This is a genomic window from Flavobacterium movens, from assembly GCF_039581425.1.
Taxonomy (GTDB): Bacteria; Bacteroidota; Bacteroidia; order Flavobacteriales; family Flavobacteriaceae; genus Flavobacterium; species Flavobacterium luteolum.
In genome coordinates, this window is sequence record NZ_JBCPXY010000002.1 from 602362 (window position 1) to 623630 (window position 21269).

At 32.3% G+C, this 21269-nt stretch carries 22 protein-coding genes and 4 tRNA genes; 10 read left to right on the forward strand and 16 right to left on the reverse strand.

Features of this window, described 5'->3' with window-relative positions:
* Positions 1-20 precede the first annotated feature (20 nt).
* Positions 21-1199: an acetyl-CoA C-acyltransferase gene (locus tag AAYQ05_RS05940; RefSeq protein ID WP_343541847.1), complete on the reverse strand. Its 1179-nt coding sequence runs from the start codon at positions 1197-1199 to the stop codon at positions 21-23.
* A 238-nt stretch (positions 1200-1437) separates the two neighbouring features.
* Here AAYQ05_RS05940 and AAYQ05_RS05945 point away from each other — a divergent pair.
* From AAYQ05_RS05945 to AAYQ05_RS05965, 5 genes are all read left to right on the forward strand, one after another.
* Positions 1438-1521: transfer RNA gene (locus AAYQ05_RS05945), tRNA-Ser, on the forward strand.
* A gap of 14 nt (positions 1522-1535) precedes the next feature.
* Positions 1536-1610: transfer RNA gene (locus AAYQ05_RS05950), tRNA-Pro, on the forward strand.
* A gap of 16 nt (positions 1611-1626) precedes the next feature.
* Positions 1627-1700 (forward strand) — tRNA-Arg (locus AAYQ05_RS05955).
* An 81-nt stretch (positions 1701-1781) separates the two neighbouring features.
* Positions 1782-1855 (forward strand) — tRNA-Arg (locus AAYQ05_RS05960).
* Positions 1856-1947: 92 nt separating this feature from the next.
* The gene (locus AAYQ05_RS05965; RefSeq protein ID WP_343541848.1) at positions 1948-2460 is read left to right on the forward strand and encodes an AAA family ATPase; all 513 of its coding nucleotides are present in this window, start codon (positions 1948-1950) and stop codon (positions 2458-2460) included.
* Between the two features lie 87 nt (positions 2461-2547).
* On the opposite strand, the gene AAYQ05_RS05970 is transcribed toward AAYQ05_RS05965, so the two are convergent.
* Both AAYQ05_RS05970 and AAYQ05_RS05975 read right to left on the reverse strand, forming a co-directional pair.
* Entirely contained in the window at positions 2548-3060 is a 513-nt protein-coding gene (locus AAYQ05_RS05970) for a PRC-barrel domain-containing protein (RefSeq protein WP_281633250.1), read from the reverse strand.
* Positions 3061-3066: 6 nt separating this feature from the next.
* Positions 3067-3237, reverse strand: coding sequence for a hypothetical protein (locus AAYQ05_RS05975; RefSeq protein ID WP_281633249.1), 171 nt, complete (start codon positions 3235-3237; stop codon positions 3067-3069).
* Positions 3238-3525: 288 nt separating this feature from the next.
* Here AAYQ05_RS05975 and AAYQ05_RS05980 point away from each other — a divergent pair, with 288 nt between their 5' ends.
* The gene (locus AAYQ05_RS05980; RefSeq protein ID WP_343541851.1) at positions 3526-4044 is read left to right on the forward strand and encodes an STM3941 family protein; all 519 of its coding nucleotides are present in this window, start codon (positions 3526-3528) and stop codon (positions 4042-4044) included.
* Between the two features lie 32 nt (positions 4045-4076).
* On the opposite strand, the gene AAYQ05_RS05985 is transcribed toward AAYQ05_RS05980, so the two are convergent.
* The 4 genes from AAYQ05_RS05985 to AAYQ05_RS06000 form a co-directional block, all read right to left on the reverse strand.
* Positions 4077-4520 (reverse strand): GNAT family N-acetyltransferase, encoded by a 444-nt coding sequence (locus AAYQ05_RS05985; RefSeq protein WP_343541853.1) that lies wholly within the window; start codon positions 4518-4520, stop codon positions 4077-4079.
* 60 nt (positions 4521-4580) lie between these two features.
* The gene (locus tag AAYQ05_RS05990; protein ID WP_343541855.1) at positions 4581-5258 is read right to left on the reverse strand and encodes a ThuA domain-containing protein; all 678 of its coding nucleotides are present in this window, start codon (positions 5256-5258) and stop codon (positions 4581-4583) included.
* 280 nt (positions 5259-5538) lie between these two features.
* Positions 5539-5742, reverse strand: coding sequence for a hypothetical protein (locus AAYQ05_RS05995; RefSeq protein ID WP_343541857.1), 204 nt, complete (start codon positions 5740-5742; stop codon positions 5539-5541).
* Positions 5743-5784: 42 nt separating this feature from the next.
* A complete protein-coding gene (locus AAYQ05_RS06000; RefSeq protein ID WP_343541858.1) occupies positions 5785-6054 on the reverse strand; it encodes a hypothetical protein in 270 nt (89 codons plus the stop codon).
* Between the two features lie 121 nt (positions 6055-6175).
* On the opposite strand from AAYQ05_RS06000, the gene AAYQ05_RS06005 reads away from it, so the two are divergent.
* Both AAYQ05_RS06005 and AAYQ05_RS06010 read left to right on the forward strand, forming a co-directional pair.
* The gene (locus tag AAYQ05_RS06005) at positions 6176-6502 is read left to right on the forward strand and encodes a helix-turn-helix domain-containing protein (protein ID WP_343541859.1); all 327 of its coding nucleotides are present in this window, start codon (positions 6176-6178) and stop codon (positions 6500-6502) included.
* A 168-nt stretch (positions 6503-6670) separates the two neighbouring features.
* On the forward strand, positions 6671-7774 hold the full coding sequence (locus AAYQ05_RS06010) for a fatty acid desaturase family protein (protein WP_343541861.1): 1104 nt from the start codon (positions 6671-6673) through the stop codon (positions 7772-7774).
* Positions 7775-7863: 89 nt separating this feature from the next.
* Here AAYQ05_RS06010 and AAYQ05_RS06015 read toward each other — a convergent pair whose 3' ends face one another.
* Positions 7864-8385: an Ivy family c-type lysozyme inhibitor gene (locus AAYQ05_RS06015; RefSeq protein WP_343541863.1), complete on the reverse strand. Its 522-nt coding sequence runs from the start codon at positions 8383-8385 to the stop codon at positions 7864-7866.
* Between the two features lie 208 nt (positions 8386-8593).
* On the opposite strand from AAYQ05_RS06015, the gene AAYQ05_RS06020 reads away from it, so the two are divergent.
* Positions 8594-9241, forward strand: a complete 648-nt coding sequence (locus AAYQ05_RS06020; RefSeq protein ID WP_343541864.1) for a M15 family metallopeptidase — start codon at positions 8594-8596, stop codon at positions 9239-9241.
* On the opposite strand, the gene AAYQ05_RS06025 is transcribed toward AAYQ05_RS06020, so the two are convergent.
* The 8 genes from AAYQ05_RS06025 to tsaD all read right to left on the reverse strand — a co-directional run bounded on the left by AAYQ05_RS06025 (position 9242) and on the right by tsaD (position 16488).
* A complete protein-coding gene (locus AAYQ05_RS06025) occupies positions 9242-9808 on the reverse strand; it encodes a hypothetical protein (RefSeq protein WP_343541865.1) in 567 nt (188 codons plus the stop codon).
* A 4-nt stretch (positions 9809-9812) separates the two neighbouring features.
* Positions 9813-10994: a class I SAM-dependent methyltransferase gene (locus AAYQ05_RS06030; protein ID WP_343541867.1), complete on the reverse strand. Its 1182-nt coding sequence runs from the start codon at positions 10992-10994 to the stop codon at positions 9813-9815.
* Between the two features lie 2 nt (positions 10995-10996).
* Entirely contained in the window at positions 10997-12088 is a 1092-nt protein-coding gene (locus AAYQ05_RS06035) for an AI-2E family transporter (RefSeq protein ID WP_281633238.1), read from the reverse strand.
* A 106-nt stretch (positions 12089-12194) separates the two neighbouring features.
* Positions 12195-13154, reverse strand: a complete 960-nt coding sequence (locus tag AAYQ05_RS06040; RefSeq protein ID WP_343541869.1) for a zinc metalloprotease — start codon at positions 13152-13154, stop codon at positions 12195-12197.
* A 284-nt stretch (positions 13155-13438) separates the two neighbouring features.
* Complete coding sequence (locus AAYQ05_RS06045) at positions 13439-13936, reverse strand: TrmH family RNA methyltransferase (RefSeq protein ID WP_281633236.1); 498 nt, start codon at positions 13934-13936, stop codon at positions 13439-13441.
* A 10-nt stretch (positions 13937-13946) separates the two neighbouring features.
* Positions 13947-14585 carry a DUF4159 domain-containing protein gene (locus AAYQ05_RS06050; RefSeq protein ID WP_343541873.1) on the reverse strand — a complete coding sequence of 213 codons (639 nt, stop codon included), beginning with the start codon at positions 14583-14585 and terminating at the stop codon, positions 13947-13949.
* Between the two features lie 172 nt (positions 14586-14757).
* A complete protein-coding gene (locus AAYQ05_RS06055; RefSeq protein ID WP_343541874.1) occupies positions 14758-15462 on the reverse strand; it encodes a 16S rRNA (uracil(1498)-N(3))-methyltransferase in 705 nt (234 codons plus the stop codon).
* A 3-nt stretch (positions 15463-15465) separates the two neighbouring features.
* Entirely contained in the window at positions 15466-16488 is a 1023-nt protein-coding gene (gene tsaD, locus AAYQ05_RS06060; protein ID WP_343541875.1) for a tRNA (adenosine(37)-N6)-threonylcarbamoyltransferase complex transferase subunit TsaD, read from the reverse strand.
* A 188-nt stretch (positions 16489-16676) separates the two neighbouring features.
* Here tsaD and AAYQ05_RS06065 point away from each other — a divergent pair, with 188 nt between their 5' ends.
* Positions 16677-21218, forward strand: a complete 4542-nt coding sequence (locus tag AAYQ05_RS06065) for a translocation/assembly module TamB domain-containing protein (RefSeq protein ID WP_343541877.1) — start codon at positions 16677-16679, stop codon at positions 21216-21218.
* Positions 21219-21269: the final 51 nt, after the last annotated feature.

The following is a 21269-nucleotide window of genomic DNA, read 5'->3' on the forward strand; positions in this document are numbered from 1 at the left end:
TGATTTTTTGAGATATTGTTTTAAGCTCTTTCGATAACAATTGCCGATGCGCCACCTCCACCGTTGCAAATTGCAGCAGCTCCAGTTTTTGCATTGTTTTGTTCTAAAACATTAAGTAAAGTTACGATAATTCGTGCTCCAGAAGCTCCAAGAGGGTGTCCTAAAGAAACAGCGCCACCATTTACGTTTACTTTATCATTGTCTAGATTTAATATTTTTGAATTGGCTAATCCCACTACAGAGAAAGCTTCGTTGAATTCGAAATAATCAACATCTGAAATTGAGATTCCTGCTTTGTCTAAAGCTTTTGGTAATGCTTTTGCTGGACTTGTTGTAAACCATTTTGGTTCTTGTGCAGCATCTGCGTAGCCTTTTATGTAAGCTAAAGGTTTTAAACCTAATGCATTTGCTTTTTCTTCAGACATTAAAACCAAAGCAGCAGCTCCATCATTTATTGTTGAAGCATTTGCAGCAGTTACAGTTCCGTCCTTTGTGAAAACTGGTGCTAAAGATGGAATTTTATCTAATTTCACGTTAGTATATTCTTCATCTTTTGAAAATATAATGGGTTCGCCACGTCTCTGAGGTACTTCAACAGGAACAACTTCATTGTCGAATTTTCCAGCATCCCAAGCTTTTGCACTTCTTTCGTAAGACTGAATTGCAAATGCATCTTGTTCTTCACGGCTTATTTTGTATTCAGATGCACATAAATCAGCGCAAACTCCCATTGCGTTATTGTCGTAAGCATCAGTTAAACCGTCTTTCTGCATTCCGTCCAACATAGTTGCAGGGCCAAATTTGTTTCCAGCACGCATTTGCACATAATGTGGAATTAAGCTCATGCTTTCCATTCCGCCCGCTACCACAATTTCAGCGTCACCGCATGCGATTGCTTGAGTAGCAAACATTACAGCTTTCATTCCAGAAGCACATACTTTGTTTACTGTTGTAGCGGCAACCTCTTCAGACAGACCAGCAAAAAGTGCTGCTTGGCGTGCTGGAGCTTGTCCGACGCCTGCCTGAATTACATTTCCCATGAAAACTTCATCGACTAATTTTGGGTCAAGATTAATTTTTGAAAGCGCTCCTTTTATGGCAGCAGCGCCTAATTTTGGTGCAGGTACACTAGATAACCCGCCCATGAAACTTCCGATAGGTGTTCTAACGGCAGAAACGATAACAACTCTTTTGTTCATTTTCTGTTTAATAATAGTTAGTAAGCAAATTTAATGTTTATTTGAATAAATTCAAATTTTGTATTGAATAGACGAATTTTAAATTTAAGGTGAAATTTTTGTTAATTCTATTTGTTTGATTGTGAAGTGGTTTTGAAAAAAGATGAAAAAAAACTAAAAAAACTCAAAAAAAAGCTTGTGAGAAAAGGAATGTTGTTATACATTTGCACTCGCAAAACGGAAGCAATTCCGCAAGCAAGGAGAGGTGCCAGAGCGGTAATGGAGCAGATTGCTAATCTGTCGACGGGTAACCGTCGCCAGGGTTCGAGTCCCTGTCTCTCCGCTTAAATTTTGCCTCGGGGTGTAGCGTAGCCCGGTTATCGCGCCTGCTTTGGGAGCAGGAGGCCGCAGGTTCGAATCCTGCCACCCCGACTACAATTGAAATAATGGACGCATAGCTCAGCTGGATAGAGCACCTGCCTTCTAAGCAGGCGGTCGAAGGTTCGAATCCTTCTGCGTTCACAAAAAGCCATTCAAATTGAATGGCTTTTTTGTTCTTATGTATATAGTTTTGATTTCTATTTTTAGAAATTTTGAAATACTGGTTCCATAGCTCAGCTGGATAGAGCAACGCACTTCTAATGCGTAGGTCGAAGGTTCGAATCCTTCTGGGATCACTTTATTAGGATGATCATTTTTGATCATCCTTTTTTGTTTTGGGCCTATTTTGTTTATTTTTAGTTGTTTATAGTTAAAAAATAGGTATGGTATGAGAATAGTAATACTTGGAGCTCATAAGGTTGGTAAAACCACATTTGCAGAAAAACTGCATGAAGCTCTTCCTGATTATGAGTTTTATTCGGAACCGTATTTTGAACTGCAAGAAATGGGTTTTGATTTTTCTGAAATTCCTACTGCAGATGATTATATGATTCAGTTAGAACATTCTTTAAAGCAAATTGTAAGAAGTAACAAAAACGCCATTTTTGATCGCTGTCCAATTGATCTTTTAGCATATGCTTTAGCGGTCGATGATAAATTAAATTTTTCGTCAATATTTAATAAAATTCAAAATGCAATTAAAGAAATTGACGTTTTTGTGTTTGTTCCTATTGAAAAGCCAGATCGAATTTTGTGCTCAGCTTCTGATTTGCCCGAACTGAGGTATGAAGTAAATGATATTATCAGAGAATTAATTGATGATTTTGATTTGGAAGTAATTGAAGTAAAAGGAAGTTTATCTGAAAGATTAAATCAAATTCAAAATAAAATAGAACATTAAAGAGATAAAATAAACAAAGACCAAACATTCTTGAACGCTTGGTCTTTATTCGTTTGTAACATTTGTTTTTAATGCAAATTACATTTATCAATAATTGTCAAATTCTCTTCGTTTGTAAAAAGTATCGTCATTACTTTCAGAAGCAAGGCGCGATTCCTCAGTAGGATAATAAGAATTTAATACTCTTCTTTCGTACTCCCGATCAAAATCATTTTGCCAGTTATATCTGCTTGTTTTTCTAAATGTATCATATCCAATATTGTTGGCCATGACAATTTTAGTGTCTTTATTTATACTCACAGAGCCGATTGGTATAATAATGTGGCTGTCTCCATCTTTATAGATAAATTCCTTTCCATTTTCATTCGCAATTGCATCATGTACTTCATTACGACTGTCTTCTATTAATCCTTTATCAAGATTAACGTCTAGATAAACAACACGTTGCATGTCTTTATTAACCCATAGGTTATCAATTTTTCCTATTGTGCGGTTGTCTGAGTCTACAATTTTCCAACCTCTTACATCAGAATAGTTTGAAGCAACTTTATAATCGGAAAGCTCATCTAATCTGTATAAATTTCTATCTTTATTTTCCATAGTTTCTTAATAATTTGCTGTGCTGTCTACACTAGAATTGTTTTCGATTTCCATTCTGTTTTCATTTTGCACTTGATCATCTTTTATAAAGACATAGTATACAAGTGCTGAGATTAATAGGATTGCTACAATCCATGGCCAAATTGGCTTCTTTTTCTCAATTTTAATTTCTGCCATAACCTGTATTTTTATTATGAATATTTAGTTTTATAATAAAGGTACAAATGGAGATTGCGTTTGAAAGTATTTAATTTCATATAGAAGTTATACAATTTCCAGTTGGGTAGAAAATTGATTTGCAATGTTTTGTAAGCTTAGTTGCTTGAAATGCATTAATTGAAATTGTTTTTGTCTCTTTAGTTAAATCAATGTTTATAGGAGTTTCTTACGTTCTTAAAATGTTTTGCAGTAAATTGCTTCTTCATTTTTAATTCTAATAACAAATAAAAATTTTTACTACGCCCCATGAATGAAGAAATAAAATTTTACCGAAATGCCAAGAAAACGAGAAACTTACTTTTATATGCTGGCGCAATTAGTACTTTATTAGCAATTATGCTTTTATATGGTATAGGAACTTTTGATGGAGTATTTAAAATAAAACTTTCAATAGTTTCGGGTGCAATTCTTTTAATAATGCTTGTTTTAACATTTAAAGTTCTTGCTGGAATAAAAGATAAATCTCCATTAATTCAAATAGATTCAAATGGTTTTTCTGGAAGAACAACGCCAGTGGCTAAAGCTTTTGGAAGAATAGAGTGGCAAGATGTTACCGATTTGCAATTAACGAAAGTAGGTGGTGATACTTTGGTTGCCATCACAATTGATAGTATAGCCAAATATGAGGCTCACGTTTCTAAATTTCTGTGGAAAATGGCTTATGATGAACAAAATTCGAAATTGAATATAATGTACTCCGCTTCAGAAATTGAAATTAATGCGGAAGAATTATTTAAGCTGTTTTTAAGATATTGGAAAAAATAAAAGCAGTTTGTTGTAAAATTTAAAGAGCCACTTTAATGAAGTGGCTCTTTTGTTAGTTCTAAATGCAAAATCGGATAGGGTTTGCCGCATCCATCTAAATCGGATGTTGATTGTATTTCAAAACCAAAATGCTTGTAAAATGCAGTGGCTGTTTGGTTATCTTTATTTACATCAACTTTTGAGATTTTAAGTTTTTCAATTGCATATAATAATAGCTTTTTTCCGATTCCTTTTCCAATTTGGTCTGCTGTTACAAACAACATTTCTAAGTTTTCATCATGAGTTCCAACAAAACCAATAATTTGTTGTTGGTCATTTTTTATACAGTGTAAAGAAACATTATCAAAAAAAATTGGAATAAGTTCTTTGTAAAATATAAAATCTTCAGGTTTTAAGAAGTCATGTGTTGCTTTTACCGAAGATTCCCAAACCGAAATCAGTTCGGGATATTCTGTTTTATTTACTTTTTGAATCACAGTCTTGATTGTTTTATTTTTTGATGACTGGCAAAAATAGCAATTAGGTGGAATACTGAATTATTTTTTGCCTGCCACCCAGAAAATTGAATTTCGAAGTAGGGTAGTATATGCTTCGTTTTGGAATAATTCTGGTGCGTGTCCCATAAAAATGTAAACATTTCGCGAAGGAAATTTATCGTTTGTCCACACTACTGGATGATCTCCCATTTTTATTTTTGAATCTGGCTGATAGGTAGACTCATCAACTGAAGCCAAAACATGCACATTTGGTCTCGGACTTTTGTCATAAATATACCATTCCTCTTTTTGGATAATGAAATCAGATGGAATTCCTTTGGTTACAGGATGAGATTTATCTTCTATATTTACTTTTCCGCTCGCAAAATCTGGAATGTAATTAACGAATCTGATTCCGCCCATAAAATCAGAAAACCAGTTCCACATAGAATATCCATCAAACTCTCCAAGCAGAGTAGCATGATGCAAACCAACCCATCCGCCTTTTCCGCTGTTCATATATTTCTGAAATGCCTGCATAGATTCTTCACTCCAAGTGTACGGAGGATAATCTAATTGAATAAAAACTTGATATTGCTTTAAAAGTGCCTCGTTGATTGTTTTAGTACCTTCGATATAATCAATTGTAAAGCTGTTGTCAATGGCAAGTTTATTTAACCATGGTTTAGCCGCTTGGGTAAATGGGAGATGATGTCCACCATTTTCATATAAAACCAAAGCTTTAAAACGTGATTTTTTATGTTTTTGAGCCAGACAGTCCTGCTGAATGAAACAGCTTAAAAGAAATAAAATGGATACTATTAAATTTTTTATCAGAGATTTGCTAAGACAAATTTGTTAGAAGGCAAATTACAAAAAAGTTGAAATTTAGCTGAAATAATGTTTTGATGCTAAAATTTCAAAATTACAATACGAATTAATTTTATTGGTTTTATGAAGTGATTAAAAAAAGAGATGATGTGTATTTGATAGAATTTTATTGATAGATGATATATTCCTAATTGATAATTCTTTTCACTTTTTCAATTTGGCTAAAACATTTTAAATGAATTTCAAGTCCTTCTTTATATTGTTCAGGACTCATTCCGTACAAATAAGCAATGTTTTTGAAATCATTTTTATCTGAAGATAAGATTTCAAAATGATTGTGAATAGGCTTTTGTTTAGGGTTTTCTTTTTTATTATTATTTCGGGTTGTCATAAAATGAGCTTTGGTTGTAAATTGTTTTCTTTGTTTTTGAAATTATGAGGTTAGAAGTTTAATTTTTTCGATTGCCTCTTTGTTTTCATTAGCTACTTCTACCAGTGCGAGTAAGATGTCATTTCGAAGTACGGTTTTGTTTCTAACATTTCTAATTAATGCTTTACTTGGAGCTGGCTGTCCTTTTTTTATGATACAAGCAATAGTAAGGTCAACATAGGTAACAGGTAAATGCTTATCTATAAATTCATAAGCTTTTTTATTGTGAGAATTATCTTCTTTAAAATTGCTATTATTGATTAATTTTGACATATATTTGCTAATAATTATTTGTATGTATTTTATTACGAGTAAATGTAAGAATAATATTATACTATTTATTCTTTTTAATGTTAAAAAATATATTTTACCTATATTTCTTTGAATTTTAATAATGATGTATCACGAGAAACTAAGTAAATTCTTTAAGGATAAAGGATTAAAGCAGAAGGAAGTCGGGGCAATTCTAGGATTTAGCCCTGCAATGATTGGAAGATATTTACATGGGACAGCTAGTATAGGTTCTGAATTTATTATTAGCTTGAGTAAAAATTTTCCGGATGTGGATTTGAATGATCTTTTTGCTCCTGATGAGCAAGATATGGTTACTGAAGTCGGCGCAATTTATGAAAAACAAAATATTCTGAATGATTTACAAGAGATTGAAGGTCGTATTCATAATATTAGATTGCGATTGGCAGATAAAAAGTTTGAGGAATAATAAAAAGTTTTCCAAAAAATATCTAACAATTTTAAATGTCAAATTAATTTAAACCACTCTAACAGAGTGGTTTTTTTGTTTAAAATACTCCATTTTTATTTAATTCTACACTTACTATTTAAGTTTTTTTTTACTAAATTTGGTTAACAATTTCTAGCAGTAACCAATATGGAAAAATTAAAACGACCGGTTTATGTTAAACCAGGAGCAGATGATTTTTTTAAAAAGATGCGTTTAGAAGTGAATGAAACGGTCTTAAAAAACTCGTCTTTGTATGTATTAAACGTTGTGAAGTCTTTAGGGCTTCTGACAGTATTTTTTTTGTTCTACGCCTGTATTTTAATTTTCGGGAACCAGACGCCCTTACTATTTCTTTTTTACATTTTGTCTGGCATTACAATGATCGTTTTATTTATAAATGCTTTTCATGATGCTGCACATGGAGCTTTGTTTAAAAAGCCTAAGCATAATGAATGGTTTTTATATGTTTTAGAATTATTTGGCAGTAATCACTGGCTTTGGATGCGACGCCATATAAGTCTGCATCATGCTTATCCAAATGTGCCAGATTGGGACATTGATATCAAGCAGAGCGATATTATTAGAATATTTCCAAACAGTCCGCTATTTAATTACCACAAGTACCAGCATATTTACATGTGGTTTATTTATCCTCTTTACAGTCTTAATTGGCTTTATATTAGAGACTTTAAAGATTTTTTTGGAACAAAGGATAATTACGTAAAAAGAGTGGTAGATAAAATACCGAGACAAGAAGTGTATAGACTTTTTGCGGCAAAGATTATTAATCTTATTTATTTGCTTTTTATTCCTATGATGTTGTTAAGCCAGCCTTGGTACATGGTTTTGTTTGCTTGGCTTTCTATGCATTTATGTGGCAGCGCGATTGGAGTTGTAGCTTTAGTTTCTACACATGTTGATGAAAATGCTCATTTTCCGCATGCCGATGAAGATGGAAATCTTTCTGACACTTGGGTAATGCATCAAATGATTGTGACTAAAGATTTTAGTACTGAAAGTAAATTGGCTAATTTCCTTTATGGCGGATTTACGCATCATGTGGCACATCATCTTTTTCCTGCTGTTGGACATACTTACTATCCTTATATTACGCCAATTATAAAACGTTACGCAGAAGAATATAATCTGCCATATACCTCGTATCCGTTTTATCATGCTGTTCGGTCTCATTTTAGAATGTTGAGAGATAAGGGTGTAAAGGAAAATATTTTGATTACAGGAGAGATATAGTTATTAAGAGTAATTTTATAAAAAACAGAAGTCTGGTTCAATATTGAACCAGACTTCTGTTTTTTAACAAGCCCCAAACGGGCATGTTGTTATTTTTTATTTAGGATATTTTGCTTTTTAATTTCGAGATCTTTTAAAAAGTTACCATTAATTTCAATGTCAAAATTATCTTCTTTTAAAACGGTTAGTTTAGATTCGGAAAATTTGTAGACATTGATTTTATTGTTTTTAACATCGATGTACAAATCATAAGAATAATTGCTGCAGTCATGCTGTTTGCATCCCCATGCATGAAGTATATTATCTTGTTTTTCAAAAGGGGTTTCTGTGTTCCAATTTTTTACCATTTGATCATAATCTGCTCCTAATAATTTTTTTAATCTCGGGGCTATACTGCTTTTGGTTAGAAATTGCGTTCCAATAACACTCTTATCTACTAAACCATATAAAGAATCATTCGGGTTTAACACTATGCTGTCTTCTTTTAAAGCTTCTGTTTTTATAGAAGTAGAATCTGTTTTAGGAACTTCTTTTATAATTTCTTTTTTGCAGGAAAACAAAATTAAACTGCTTACGATTGCTGCTGAAATGTATTTAGCTCTGTAATTCATAACATAATTGATTTTTAGAATTAATAATTTAATTTACAAAGACGTAATGGTCTAATTATCATAAAGATATTAAAAATAAACTTTGGTTTGAAAGTAATTTATGACGAATTCTGGATTCAAAAAAATAGGTTTTTAGTTTTAAAGGAAAATCTTAGAATCGGTTTTTAAGAATTTTTTGTTTAATTTCAATTTTTAAAATCGTTTAACCATGAAATATACTCTCAAGATTTTAGTTTTTTTTCTTTTTGGAATAAGAGGTTTACATGCTCAAAATGAAACGTATACTCCATCAGCTGAAGTGAAAATTTCGGATACTACCTTTGTGAATCTACGAGATTACAGCAACGATTTTGTTTATGATATGAAATATGCGACCGAGGATAATTTCTTAAAAACAAAAGTTTACGATTGTGCAGAATGTATGCTTCGTTTAAAAACTGTAAAAGCGCTAGTGGAAGCCAATAAAGATTTTTTAAAAAAAGGATATAGAATTAAAATTTACGATTGTTACAGGCCTTTGGATATTCAGAAGAAAATGTGGGAGATTGTGTCGAATCCGATCTACGTTGCCGATCCAAAAAAAGGCTCCATCCACAATAGAGGAGGAGCCGTAGATATTTCTTTGGTGGATATAACCGGAAAAGAAGTGGATATGGGAACTTCTTTTGATTTTTTTGGAATTATGGCGAGTCATAATTTTAAACAGCTTTCAAAAGAAATTCTTTCTAATAGGGCTTATTTAAAAAAGACTATGATTAAAAATGGCTTTAACTCCTTTGATTCTGAATGGTGGCATTATAATTTAAAAACAGGTTTAAAAGATAAAGTTTCCAACCAGAAATGGAAGTGCGATTAATTACTCAACGCACCTGATATTATCCATAAAATAGGTATTTGGATTCGTTACCTTTCCAGTTAATTCAGAAGTAAGTTCTCGTTTTACAATATAATCTTCTATATTGGTAAGGTATTTTATTCGCATTATAGAAATTGGAGATTTTTTCAGTTCTTCATAATTGTCTTTCATAAACATAAAAATCCCTGTATTGATACGGTTGTCAAAACCTTTGTCATCACGAATAAGTGTACCGCAGTTTTCTTGATCGATGTGCATTAGCGTCACAATTTTTCCGTTTTCTAATTGCAAAAATATTTTTGAGTTTTTATCAAAACAGTTTGCTTTAATGAAGTCTTTGCTTTTCTGAATAGATTGCAGGTTTAAGGTAGGTAGACCATCAGTTTGAGCCAAAGAGAAGAAAATATAATTAAAGCTTCCTCCAAAATATTTTTCACTCACTAAGTATTCATTTGTTACTTTATAAGACCCGATTGAGTCGGTTACATTTACATTGTATTCACAAGGTTTTTGGGCAAATGCGGTAAAGGTTAATAAAAATAGAGTTAGTGTAATTAATTGTTTCATTGCGTTAGATTATTTTGGTGCAAATTAATACTATTTTGTTATCTTTTACATCTGTCGTAAAAAAACAATATAAATTCCCTCCATTTTTTATTTTCCATTTTTTTCTAATGCTTTCTACAGTCTCTGGAAAATTACGTGTAGTGATATTGGCCTGCTTACCGGTTAGTTCGTTTTTCATTTCATTTTTATTGTATGAAAGGACTTTTTGAACCTCAAATTTTCTTCCAGGAAAATCAATTAAATTTTCTGAAGTATATAAATGCGAATGTTTGTGCAATTTATTAATTTGAAAAGCATTGCTTACTTGATCAAAACCGCCAGATTTCATGATTGCCACATTTGGCTCGTAAAGATATTGTAATGGAAAACCGTAAGAAAGCGATGGAGTTTCGCTGTCTAAAACAAACTCAAAAGTCTCAGTTTTATCTTTTAAGATATTGGCCGTTTTTAAAGTTATTTCGCCTGAATAACCTTTATGAATTTCGAAAAGCAGTTCTTTTACTTCGTTTTCTAGTGCAATGATGTGAATGTTCTTTACATTTTTTAATTCTGATAATCCTGCTGAAATATCTAATAAGGGAGCAGTCTTAATTAAAATGGAATTTGATTTTTCGAAATAAAAATCAAGTAATTCAGGAACATTTGGTAGACAGTCTTTCAGCATGAAAACTTTACCTTTGCTGTCATTTCTTCGAGAAGGGTCAATGTAGATCCAATCGTATTTTTGGTTTGATTCTTCTAATAAATGAATGGAATCTCCAGTATAAAATGTACAATTTTCAACTTTTAGTTGATTAAAATTGTGGGTTACAATTCCAGATAATTCTTCATTTATTTCGCAATGCGTAATCGCTTTAAATTTCTTCGAAAAATAATAATCGTCAACGCCAAAACCGCCAGTTAAATCAATTAAAGTTTCACCTGAAATTAATGAAGCTTTGTAGACCGCTGTTTTTTCTGAAGAGGTTTGTTCTACAGAAATTTTACTCGGATAAATGATGTTTTCGGCTGCAAACCAAGTCGGAAGTTTTTCCTTTGCTTTTGTTCGTGCTTCAATTTGATTTAATATTAAAATCCAGTCTACATCGGGGAATGGATTTTTTTGGAGCGCCAATTTTGTTATATCTGCACCAGTATTTTGAATTATAAATTCTTGAATATCTGGATGCAAAATAGGAATGTTCAAAGCTAAATTCTTTCGGTTAATACGGAGACGATTTTGTTGTCAGGAAAAAACTCTTTTAAAATTACTTTAATCATTGTAAATGCAGGAATTGCGATAATCATTCCGACAATTCCAAACGTAATACCGCTGATTAATATAACCAAGAATATTTCTAACGGGTGCGAATTTACACTTTTTGACGAAATTATTGGCTGGCTAATATTGTTGTCAATTGCCTGTACCAATAAAAAGCCAATAACGACATAGATTGTTGTTGGCAGAATTTCTGATTGAAAATCCTTTCCAATCATGCTTATCATAGTCAGAATTGCAGCTAAAGTTGTTCCAATAATTGGCCCCAAATATGGAATTATGTTTAGAATGGCACATAAAAAAGCAATTACAAAAGCATTTTTATTTCCGAAGATTAGCAATACAACTAGATAGAGAATGAATACAACAATTAATTGTAGTAATAGACCAATGAAATAGCGAGTTAGCAAATGGTTTATTTTTGTGACTGAATTTAAAATTTTATCTTCATTTGAATCTGGCAATATTCTTCTAGCCTGATCTTTAAAGATATCCTGATCTTTTATGAAAAAGAAAGTAATAAAAAATACAGATACCAATCCCATTCCCATATCGGCCATAAAGTTGATTATAGTATTGATGAATCCTGTAAAATAGCTGAAATCTAAGAAAGAAATAAGTTTAGAATCTTTTATAACTTTATTCAAATCTATATGCGGAATATTAAAGTATTTTTCAAGACTGTTTTCTGTTTCTATAAATTGAGCCTGCAGATGCGCTGTATCAAGAAGTGCCAGATTATTTGCTTGAGAAATAATTAAAGGAACAAACAATAAAATAAAGCCCACAATTAGAAAAATAAAAAAGATAATTGTCGTTGTAGCGGCTATCGAATTGCTGAATTTTAATTTGTTCTTTAAAAACAACACCATCGGATTGGCAATCAAACACAATATTAGCGAAATGCACAAATAGACAATTACAGTTTGAATTTCATATAAAAAATATAAGACGATGCCGATTATTAAAATTGTAGCTAAGGCTCTTAATATTCCGTTAGAAATAGTTTTTGATGTGATCATGCTTAAAATTTAGACTATAAATATAGGAAAAAGCATTCTAAAATTTATGGATAAACAAAAAAAGCGAGATGAATCATCTCGCTTTATTGATATTTTTAGTTTCAGCTTATTGTGCAAAAGCGGCTCTTGCTCCTCCAGTTGTAAAAATAGCCGAAATTCTATTTTTCTGTCCTGTTGAGAACATGTACATTGCTGCATCATCAACATAATCCATGTAGTTCATTGTCATTTCTACAGGAGTACCTGTACAAGTGCTGTAATGAGGGTAAGCAGGAACTCCGTAGTTTGCTGTGTTATGAGTAGGAGTATCAGAAACAAGATCGCTTCCACAAGTTGCATCTCCCCAAATGTGACGTAAGTTCATCCAGTGACCAACTTCGTGTGTAGCTGTTCTTCCTAAGTTATATGGAGCATTTGCAGAACCAGATAATCCGAAGTATTTAGGATCAATTACCACTCCGTCAGTAGCAGAAGCGCCACCAGGGAATTGTGCATAACCTAAAATTCCGCCCCCAATAACACATGACCATAAGTTTAATTTTGTAGTTGGAGAAGTAGGAGCAATTCCGCCCTGAGCTGTTTTCTTCATAGCGTCATTTGTTCCCCAAGAAGTTTTAGTTGTCGATTTTCTGATAACCTGATCTAAAACAAAAGTAATTCCGATGTTAGCTTTAACTCCTGAGAATAATGCTGGTACATTATTGTAGTCAGAGTTTAAAGCATTAAAATCTTTGTTTAAAACATCGATTTGTGATTGAATTTGTGCATCTGAAATGTTTTGTGCAGCAGTTTTGTATAAAACGTTTACTACAACTGGAATTTCAATTTTTCCATTTACCAAACGACCAGTAAAATTTGAACCTGCGTGTTGTGCGGTAAAAGTCTCGATTTCGTTCATTCTAATTGCCAACATAGGATCGGCTTTCAATTGAGCTTCTAAAACTTCTTGTGTTGCACAGCCTCTTCTTGCAGGAACACTTGCATCTGCGTTGGCAGAATCAGATTGTTCATTTTGACATGCAAACAGCATTAATACTGCAAATGTGGTAATAATAACTTTTTTCATAATAATTTGGGTTTTTGTTATAAAAATGTTGATTAGTTAAACATTGCAGCAATTTTATAACAAAAAAATATTGTGGAAAAATATTACAAAGAATATTTTGTCAGAAATTTTACAAAGCCTTACAGGTGCTGATTCCTACAAAAAACGAAATAAAAATATTAATAAGTTTTTTCTTTCTTTTTTATTTTTTGAATGTATTTCGTCTTGATTATCTGTGCTTTATCGATAATTTAAAACGGTTAAATTGATGCAAAAATGAAACAAAATGCTTGAAGAATGATTTTTTATAAAGAAGTAATCTCGTAAAGCGCAATACTCGCAGCCTGTACGACATTCATACTGCTGTTTTTGCCAAACATATTGATATGCACGATTTGATTAGAAAGTTTAAGAAGTTCTTCGGATATTCCGTTAATTTCACTTCCAATCAAAAGCGCAATTTTTTTGTTTTCAGGAATCGTAACTTCTTTCAAAGGTTTACTGTTTGAAGTTATTTCTAAAGCAATAATTTCAAAGTCATTAGCGGTTAAAAAGGAGTGAAGCTCATTGTAGTCTTCTATTACAGAATGCGAAACATGAAGATGTGTGCTTCTAGAAGTTTTGTTGATTTTGCGAGGTGTAAGCGGAATATCTTTTCCGAAAAAAATAATATTTTCAACTCCAAAAGCTTCAGAAATTCTGAATAAAGAACCAATATTCTGCTGAAAATAAATATGATCACATATCAAAGTAATGGGAAATGTTTTTCTTTCAAATTGATTTTCTTCGTGAGTAAGCTGCACTTTCTAAAATTTAATTGGTAAAAATATAATTGATAATGTTTGCGCCCATTTTTAGGGCTTTGTCTCTTACGTTTGCCGGATCGTTATGAACTTCGAGATCTTCCCAGCCATCGCCCAAATCACATTCATAAGTATAAAGTAGAACCAATTTATTGTCTATAAAAATGCCAAATGCCTGCGGACGCGTTCCGTCATGTTCATGAATTTTTGGCAATCCGTTTGGGAAGGGAAACGGTTTCTGAAAAATAGGATGATTCGCTGGAAGCTCTACTAAATTATTATTTGGAAATATCTTCTTGATTTCTTTTCGTATGTATTGATCCATTCCGTAATTGTCATCAATATGCAGAAAACCGCCAGCAGTAAGATAATTTCTTAAGTTGCTTACGTCTGCATCGCTAAAAACAACATTTCCGTGACCTGTCATGTGCACAAACGGATACGAAAACAAATCTGGATTACTTGGTTCTACAGTCGAAGGTTTGTTTTTAATACGAGTATTTATATTGGCATTACAAAAACTAATTAGATTAGGCAAAGAAGTTGGATTAGCATACCAATCGCCACCACCGCTGTATTTTAACAAAGCAATTTCTTGAGAAAAAGAAGAGATTGAAATTAGTAAAAATAGATAGAAAATTTTTTTCATTCTTTTAGATCTTTATTTGTCATTTCGCCGAAGGAGAAATCTCCACAAGCAATTCTACAAAGTTTGGCTTTTCGTTGCGGAGCTTCTCGCAGAGATTTCTCCTTCGTCGAAATGACAATATTGAGTTGATTTGTTCTCTTGAAATGATAAATTTAATTGTCCTTACATTTATTTATTCATTAAAAAAAACAACACTATGACAAGCTACAACAGCAGCTGTTTCTGTTCTTAAACGGGTATTTCCTAAAGTTACAGGTTTGTAATTATTTTCTAATGCCAATGCAATTTCTTTTTCAGAAAAATCGCCTTCTGGACCGATTAGAATTGTTACATCTTGATTTGGTTTTAAAACTTCTTTTAACGATTTTTTGTCTGTTTCTTCGCAATGGGCAATTAATTGTAAGCCATTTTGCTTTTGCTTAATGAATTCTTTAAACGAAATAGCTTCATTTAATTTTGGAAGAAAAGTTTCGTTGCATTGTTTCATTGCCGAAAGAATGATTTTTTCAAAACGATCACGATTAATGACTTTTCGTTCAGAACGATCGCAGAAAATTGGCGTGATTTCCTGAATTCCGATTTCGGTTGCTTTTTCCAAGAACCATTCAAAACGATCATTCATTTTAGTTGGCGCAACGGCCAAATGCAAATGAAACTTTGGTTTTTCAGCGTTCGTAATGTTGAGAACTTCAACAATACATTTATTATCTGAAGCCAAAGTAATCTGAGTTTCAAACAATAATCCAGAACCATTTGTAACATGCAGAATATCGGCATCTTTTTTTCTAAGGACTTTTATAATATGACGGCTTTCTTCTTTGTCAAAAGAAAAACTTTCGGTTGTTTCGTCTATATTCGGATTAAAAAATAACTGCATGATTTAAAATTGGATTCTTGCTTTAGAAACCACAGCAGAAGTTTCAAAACGATTAGATAAGTATTTTTGGTAACCTACAATTCCAATCATTGCAGCATTATCGGTTGTGTATTCAAATTTCGGAATAAAAGTTTTCCAGCCATATTTGCTTTCGGTTTCTTTTAATGTATTTCTAATTCCAGAATTTGCAGAAACCCCTCCGCCAATTGCAATTTGTGTAATTCCAGTTTCTTTTACAGCCAATTTAATTTTATCCATCAAAATTTCGATAATGGTATGCTGAATAGAAGCACAAATATCATTGAGATTTTCTTCAATAAAATTCGGATTCTGCTGTTTGTTTTTTTGAATGAAATATAGAATAGCCGTTTTTAGTCCAGAGAAACTAAAATCTAATCCTGGAACTTTCGGTTTGGTAAAAGGAAACGCTTTCGGATTTCCTTCTTTCGCATATTTATCAATCAAAGGTCCGCCAGGATAAGGAAGTCCAAGAATTTTAGCACTTTTATCAAAAGCTTCACCAACAGCATCATCGGTCGTTTCTCCGATAATTTCCATATCAAAAAAACTATTCACTTTTACAATTTGCGTATGTCCGCCACTTATCGTTAAAGCTAAAAAAGGAAATTCTGGTTTGTCATAACCTTCTTCGTCAATAAAATGAGCCAATATATGAGCATGCATGTGATTTACAGCAATTAACGGAATATTTAAGGCTAATGATAATGATTTGCTGAAAGAAGTTCCCACCAATAATGACCCCATTAGACCTGGACCTTGTGTAAATGCGATTGCGCTTAACTGTTCTTTTTGTACATTTGCTTTACGAAGTGCAGCATCGATCACAGGGACAATATTCTGCTGATGTGCTCGGGAAGCCAATTCAGGAACAACACCTCCGTATTGATTATGAATTAATTGATTGGCAACAACATTTGACAATACTTTGTCGTTATGTAAAACCGCGGCAGCAGTATCATCGCATGAACTTTCGATGGCTAGAATAAAAACCTCTGGATTTTGCATATAAAGGCACAAATTTTGAATTATATTTGACAAATCAAATGATTATATTTCTTTGATTTAAGCAGTGCCCCAAAATTAAAGAATTTTTATCAAAAACAGCCGCTCTTTGTCTGTTCAAAATAAATTAAAGAAAAACTAAAATTAAAGAAGCTATCAAAAAAGTAAAGAAAATAATATCAAGAATCCTAATGGGGTTGATTTTACTTTTGTTAGCGCTCGCTATCATACTATCTCTTCCTGTCGTTCAGACACAGATTGCTAATTACGTTACCAACTCATTAAACGAAGATTACAAGGTTAATATTAATGTTGAAAAAACGGCGATTAATATTTTTGGCGGTGTAAAATTGAAGAATGTGACGATTTTAGATCATCATAAAAAAACGATGATTTATTCGGATATCATTACGACTGATATTGCCAGTTTCAGTAGATTGTTGGACGGAGATTTAATTTTTGGAGATTTACGCCTTACAGGTTTAATCTTTAATTTGAAAACCTACAAAGGTGAAGATGAAAATAATATTAATAAGTTCATTCAAGCTTTTGAGGTAGAAAATACGCCAAAGAAAAAATCAACAAAACATTTTCTTTTAACGGCTAAAAACGCGTACATAGAAAAAGGTAGATTTTCTGTTGTTGATGAAAATAAAACGATTCCTAAATTTCTAGATTTCACAAAACTAAATGCTTATATCAGTGAGTTCAAATTATACGGACCAGATGTGAATACAAACATTCACAGATTTTCATTCATGGATCACCGTGGTTTGTATGTTTCTAATTTTGCTGGAAAATTTAGTTATACCAAAAAACAGATTAAAGTTGAAAATCTGGCTATTAAAACCAAAAGATCTTCAATTTATGGTGTTGCAATCTTAAATTATAAACCATCAGATTTTCTTGACTTTACAGATAAAGTTCGATTTGATGTTTTGATAGATTCTTCTTCTATTGCAACCAACGATATTCGTCATTTTTATGATGGTCTGGGTAAAAATCAGCATTTTAAATTGAAAACCAAATTAGATGGTCCGTTAAACAATATGACGCTTACAGGATTGAGGCTAAGCGATACAAATGGATCAAAAATTAATGGAACAATCAATTTCAGAAATCTTTTGGGTAGTAAAACGCAGAAGTTTTCTATGGATGGAAAGTTTAGCAAACTACTTTCCAGCTATGATGATTTGGTGGTTTTGCTTCCTGGAGTTTTAGGGAAAAGACTTCCTATAGAAATGAAGCGAATTGGTAAGTTTAATATTGTCGGAAAAGCAAAAGTTTCAACCACAGCATTGGAAACTGATTTCAAAATTGCTACTGATTTAGGAAATGGACAAGTGGATCTTCATATGAATAATATGGATTTTATTGACCGAGCTTCTTATTCGGGAAATATTATTTTAAATAATTTTGATGTAGGTGCGGTTTTAAATCGAAAAGATATTGGTAAAACAACGTTGAATCTTGATGTTGACGGAGTTGGCTTTACTGAAAAATATTTGAATACGGTTATTAAAGGAGATATTGCAAAACTGGATTACAATAAATACACTTATAATAATATTGTAGTCAACGGAAATTTTAAACTTCCATATTATAAAGGACAGATTGCGATAAATGATCCGAACTTAAATTTGAGTTTTGATGGATTGCTTGATTTGAGTAAAAGAGAAAACCGTTATGATTTTCATATTAATGTGGAAAATTCTGATTTGCGAAAACTTAAATTCGTTGGCGATTCGATTTCACATTTTAAAGGAGATGTTGTGGTTCAGCTGTCTGGGAATTCTATTGAAAATCTTCAAGGAGACATTTTTATTAATGATGCAGAATATCAGAATCCAAAAGCGACTTATGTTTTTGATCAGGTAAATTTGAACTCCAGTTTCGATGCAGATCGTTTGAGAACAATAACTATTAGCTCGAATGATGTTGTTGACGGGAAAATTGTGGGTAAATTTAGATTTGACCAATTGGATAAATTGGTTATGAATTCTGTGGGAAGCTTATATACCAATTATAAGCCCTATAAGTTGAAAAAAGGGCAATTTTTAACCTTTAATTTCCGCGTTTACGACAAAGTGGTCGAAATGCTTTATCCAGAAATAAATATTGATTCATCTACAGTTGTACGAGGGAAAATAGATTCTGACTTGCAAGAATTTAAGTTCCGTTTTAGATCGAAAAAAATTACAGCAGACAAAAATACATTTGATAATATTCGTATCAATATTGATAATAAGAATCCGCTTTATAATGCTTATGTCGAGTTAGACAGTATAAAAACTCCTTATTATAAAATACGTGATTTTAACTTGATTAACGTTACAGCAAATGACACGCTTTTTGTCCGTTCTGAGTTTAAAGGCGGAGATAAAGGCGAAGATTATTTTAATCTAGATTTATATCATACGATAGACAAGAGTAAAAATAATATTGTCGGAATCAAGAAATCGGAAATGAAGTTTAAGGATTATATCTGGTATTTAAACGAAGATGCTGAAAAAGACAATCAGATTATTTTTGATCAGTTCTTTAAAAATTTCACGTTTGATAATATTGTTTTATCTCATGAAAATCAGAAAATTGATTTAAACGGAGTTATAAAAGGAGCAGATTATAAAGATCTCGAACTGACTTTTGAAGATGTTGATATTAATAAAATAACCCCCGTCAATTCTAAGTTTGTATTTAATGGTAATTTGAATGGAAATGTCAATTATAAGCAGAATAAAAATATTTATCAGCCCACAGCATCCATAAAGATTGATCATCTTGTGATGAACAAGACAGAACTTGGTACGCTTAATTTTGATATTTCTGGTGATGAATCTTTTAAGAAATTCACCGTTAATTCATCGATTCAAAATGGTTTTACAGAATCTTTTAGAGCAAACGGAACTTTTGCTGTCGAGAATAAAGAAACCATCTTGGATATGAGCCTAAAACTAGAAGGTTTCAATCTTGCTACTTTAGGAACTATAGGAGGCGATGTTTTGTCTAATGTTCGCGGTTCTGTTTCTGGAAATGCTGCTGTTGTTGGTAATTTGAAAAAACCAGAAATCAACGGGCGTTTGTATGTTGAAAAGGCTGGAATGACGATTCCGTATCTTAATACCGATTATGAATTAAGTGATAGAACAGTTATTGATTTGACTAATGAAAAATTCCTCTTTAGAAATAATCAGTTAACGGATACTAAATATGGCACAAAAGGTCTGTTGAATGGAAGTATCGAACATAATAATTTTGGCGATTGGAAATTAGATTTAAATATTACTTCTAAACGTTTAGTGGCACTGGACACAAAAGATAGTGATGATGCTGCTTATTTCGGAACAGCATTTATAAACGGAACGGCCAGCATAAAAGGTCCTGTAGAGGGATTATTTATTAAGGTAGATGCAAAATCTGAAAAAGGTACCGAAGTTAAGATTCCAATTAATAATACACAAAGTGTTGGTGAAAGCAGCTGGATTCATTTTGTAACGCCAAAAGAAAAATATAATCTAGAGAATGGAATTGTCGAAAAAACAAGAGATTATAACGGACTTGAGCTGGAATTTGATTTTGATATTACGCCAGATGCGGAAGTAGAAGTTATATTAGATCGAAATTCGGGACATGGTATGAAAGGAAGAGGATATGGATCGCTTTTATTTAAAATCAATACGTTAGGTAAATTTAATATGTGGGGGGATTTCCAGGCATACGAAGGAACTTATAATTTTAAATACGGTGGTCTTATCGATAAAAAGTTTACGGTTAAAAAAGGAGGTTCGATTATTTGGGAAGGAAACCCGATGCGTGCTCAGCTGAATTTAGAAGCAGTTTATAAAACTCAGGCCAATCCGGCTGTTCTTTTAGATAATACGTCTTCATTCAATAAAAAAGTTCCAGTAGAAGTTGTAATTGGATTAAGAGGAGATTTGGCGAGTCCAGAACCTAATTTTGATATCCAATTCCCATCGGTAAGTAATGTTTTAAAATCTGAGATACAATATAAGTTAGACGATAAAGATATTCGTCAGACACAAGCACTTTATTTATTATCGACTGGTTCGTTTATGAGTACCGACGGATTTAGCCAAGGAGATTTTTCTGGAACATTGACAGAAACAGCTTCGAGTTTATTGGGGGGCATTATTAAGTCGGATAACGATAAAGTAAATATCGATTTAAATTATATCGCTGCAGACAGAAGAACAGGGCAGGAAGTAGATGGACAGTTTGTGGCTAATATATCTTCTCAGATTAATGAAAGAATCACGATCAACGGAAAATTAGGAGTTCCTGTTGGAGGTGTTAACGAATCTGCGATTGTTGGAGATATCGAAATTCTATATCGTGTAAATGAAGATGGTACAATGAACCTTCGTTTGTTTAATAAAGAAAATGATATTAATTATATAGGACAGGGAATTGGTTATACGCAAGGTGTCGGTATTTCTTACGAAGTAGATTTTGATACCTTTAGTGAGCTTGTAAACAAGCTGTTTAAAAACCATAAAATTGAAAAAGCGGTAAAAAATTCTTCTCATGATGAACTTCAGGATTCCTATCTTCCTGATTATATGAATTTCTCTAGTAAGAAAGATTCAGATAAAAACAAGAAGAAAGCCAAAGAAGAGGAGGAGAAAAAGAAAAAAGAAGAAGAAAAAAAGAAAAAAGAACAGGAACATACACCAAGCAATAATCAAGGACTAATTCCAGACAACGATTATTAACACTTTGTTAAAAATAGCCTTTTATAAAACCATTATTCTCATAATGGTTTT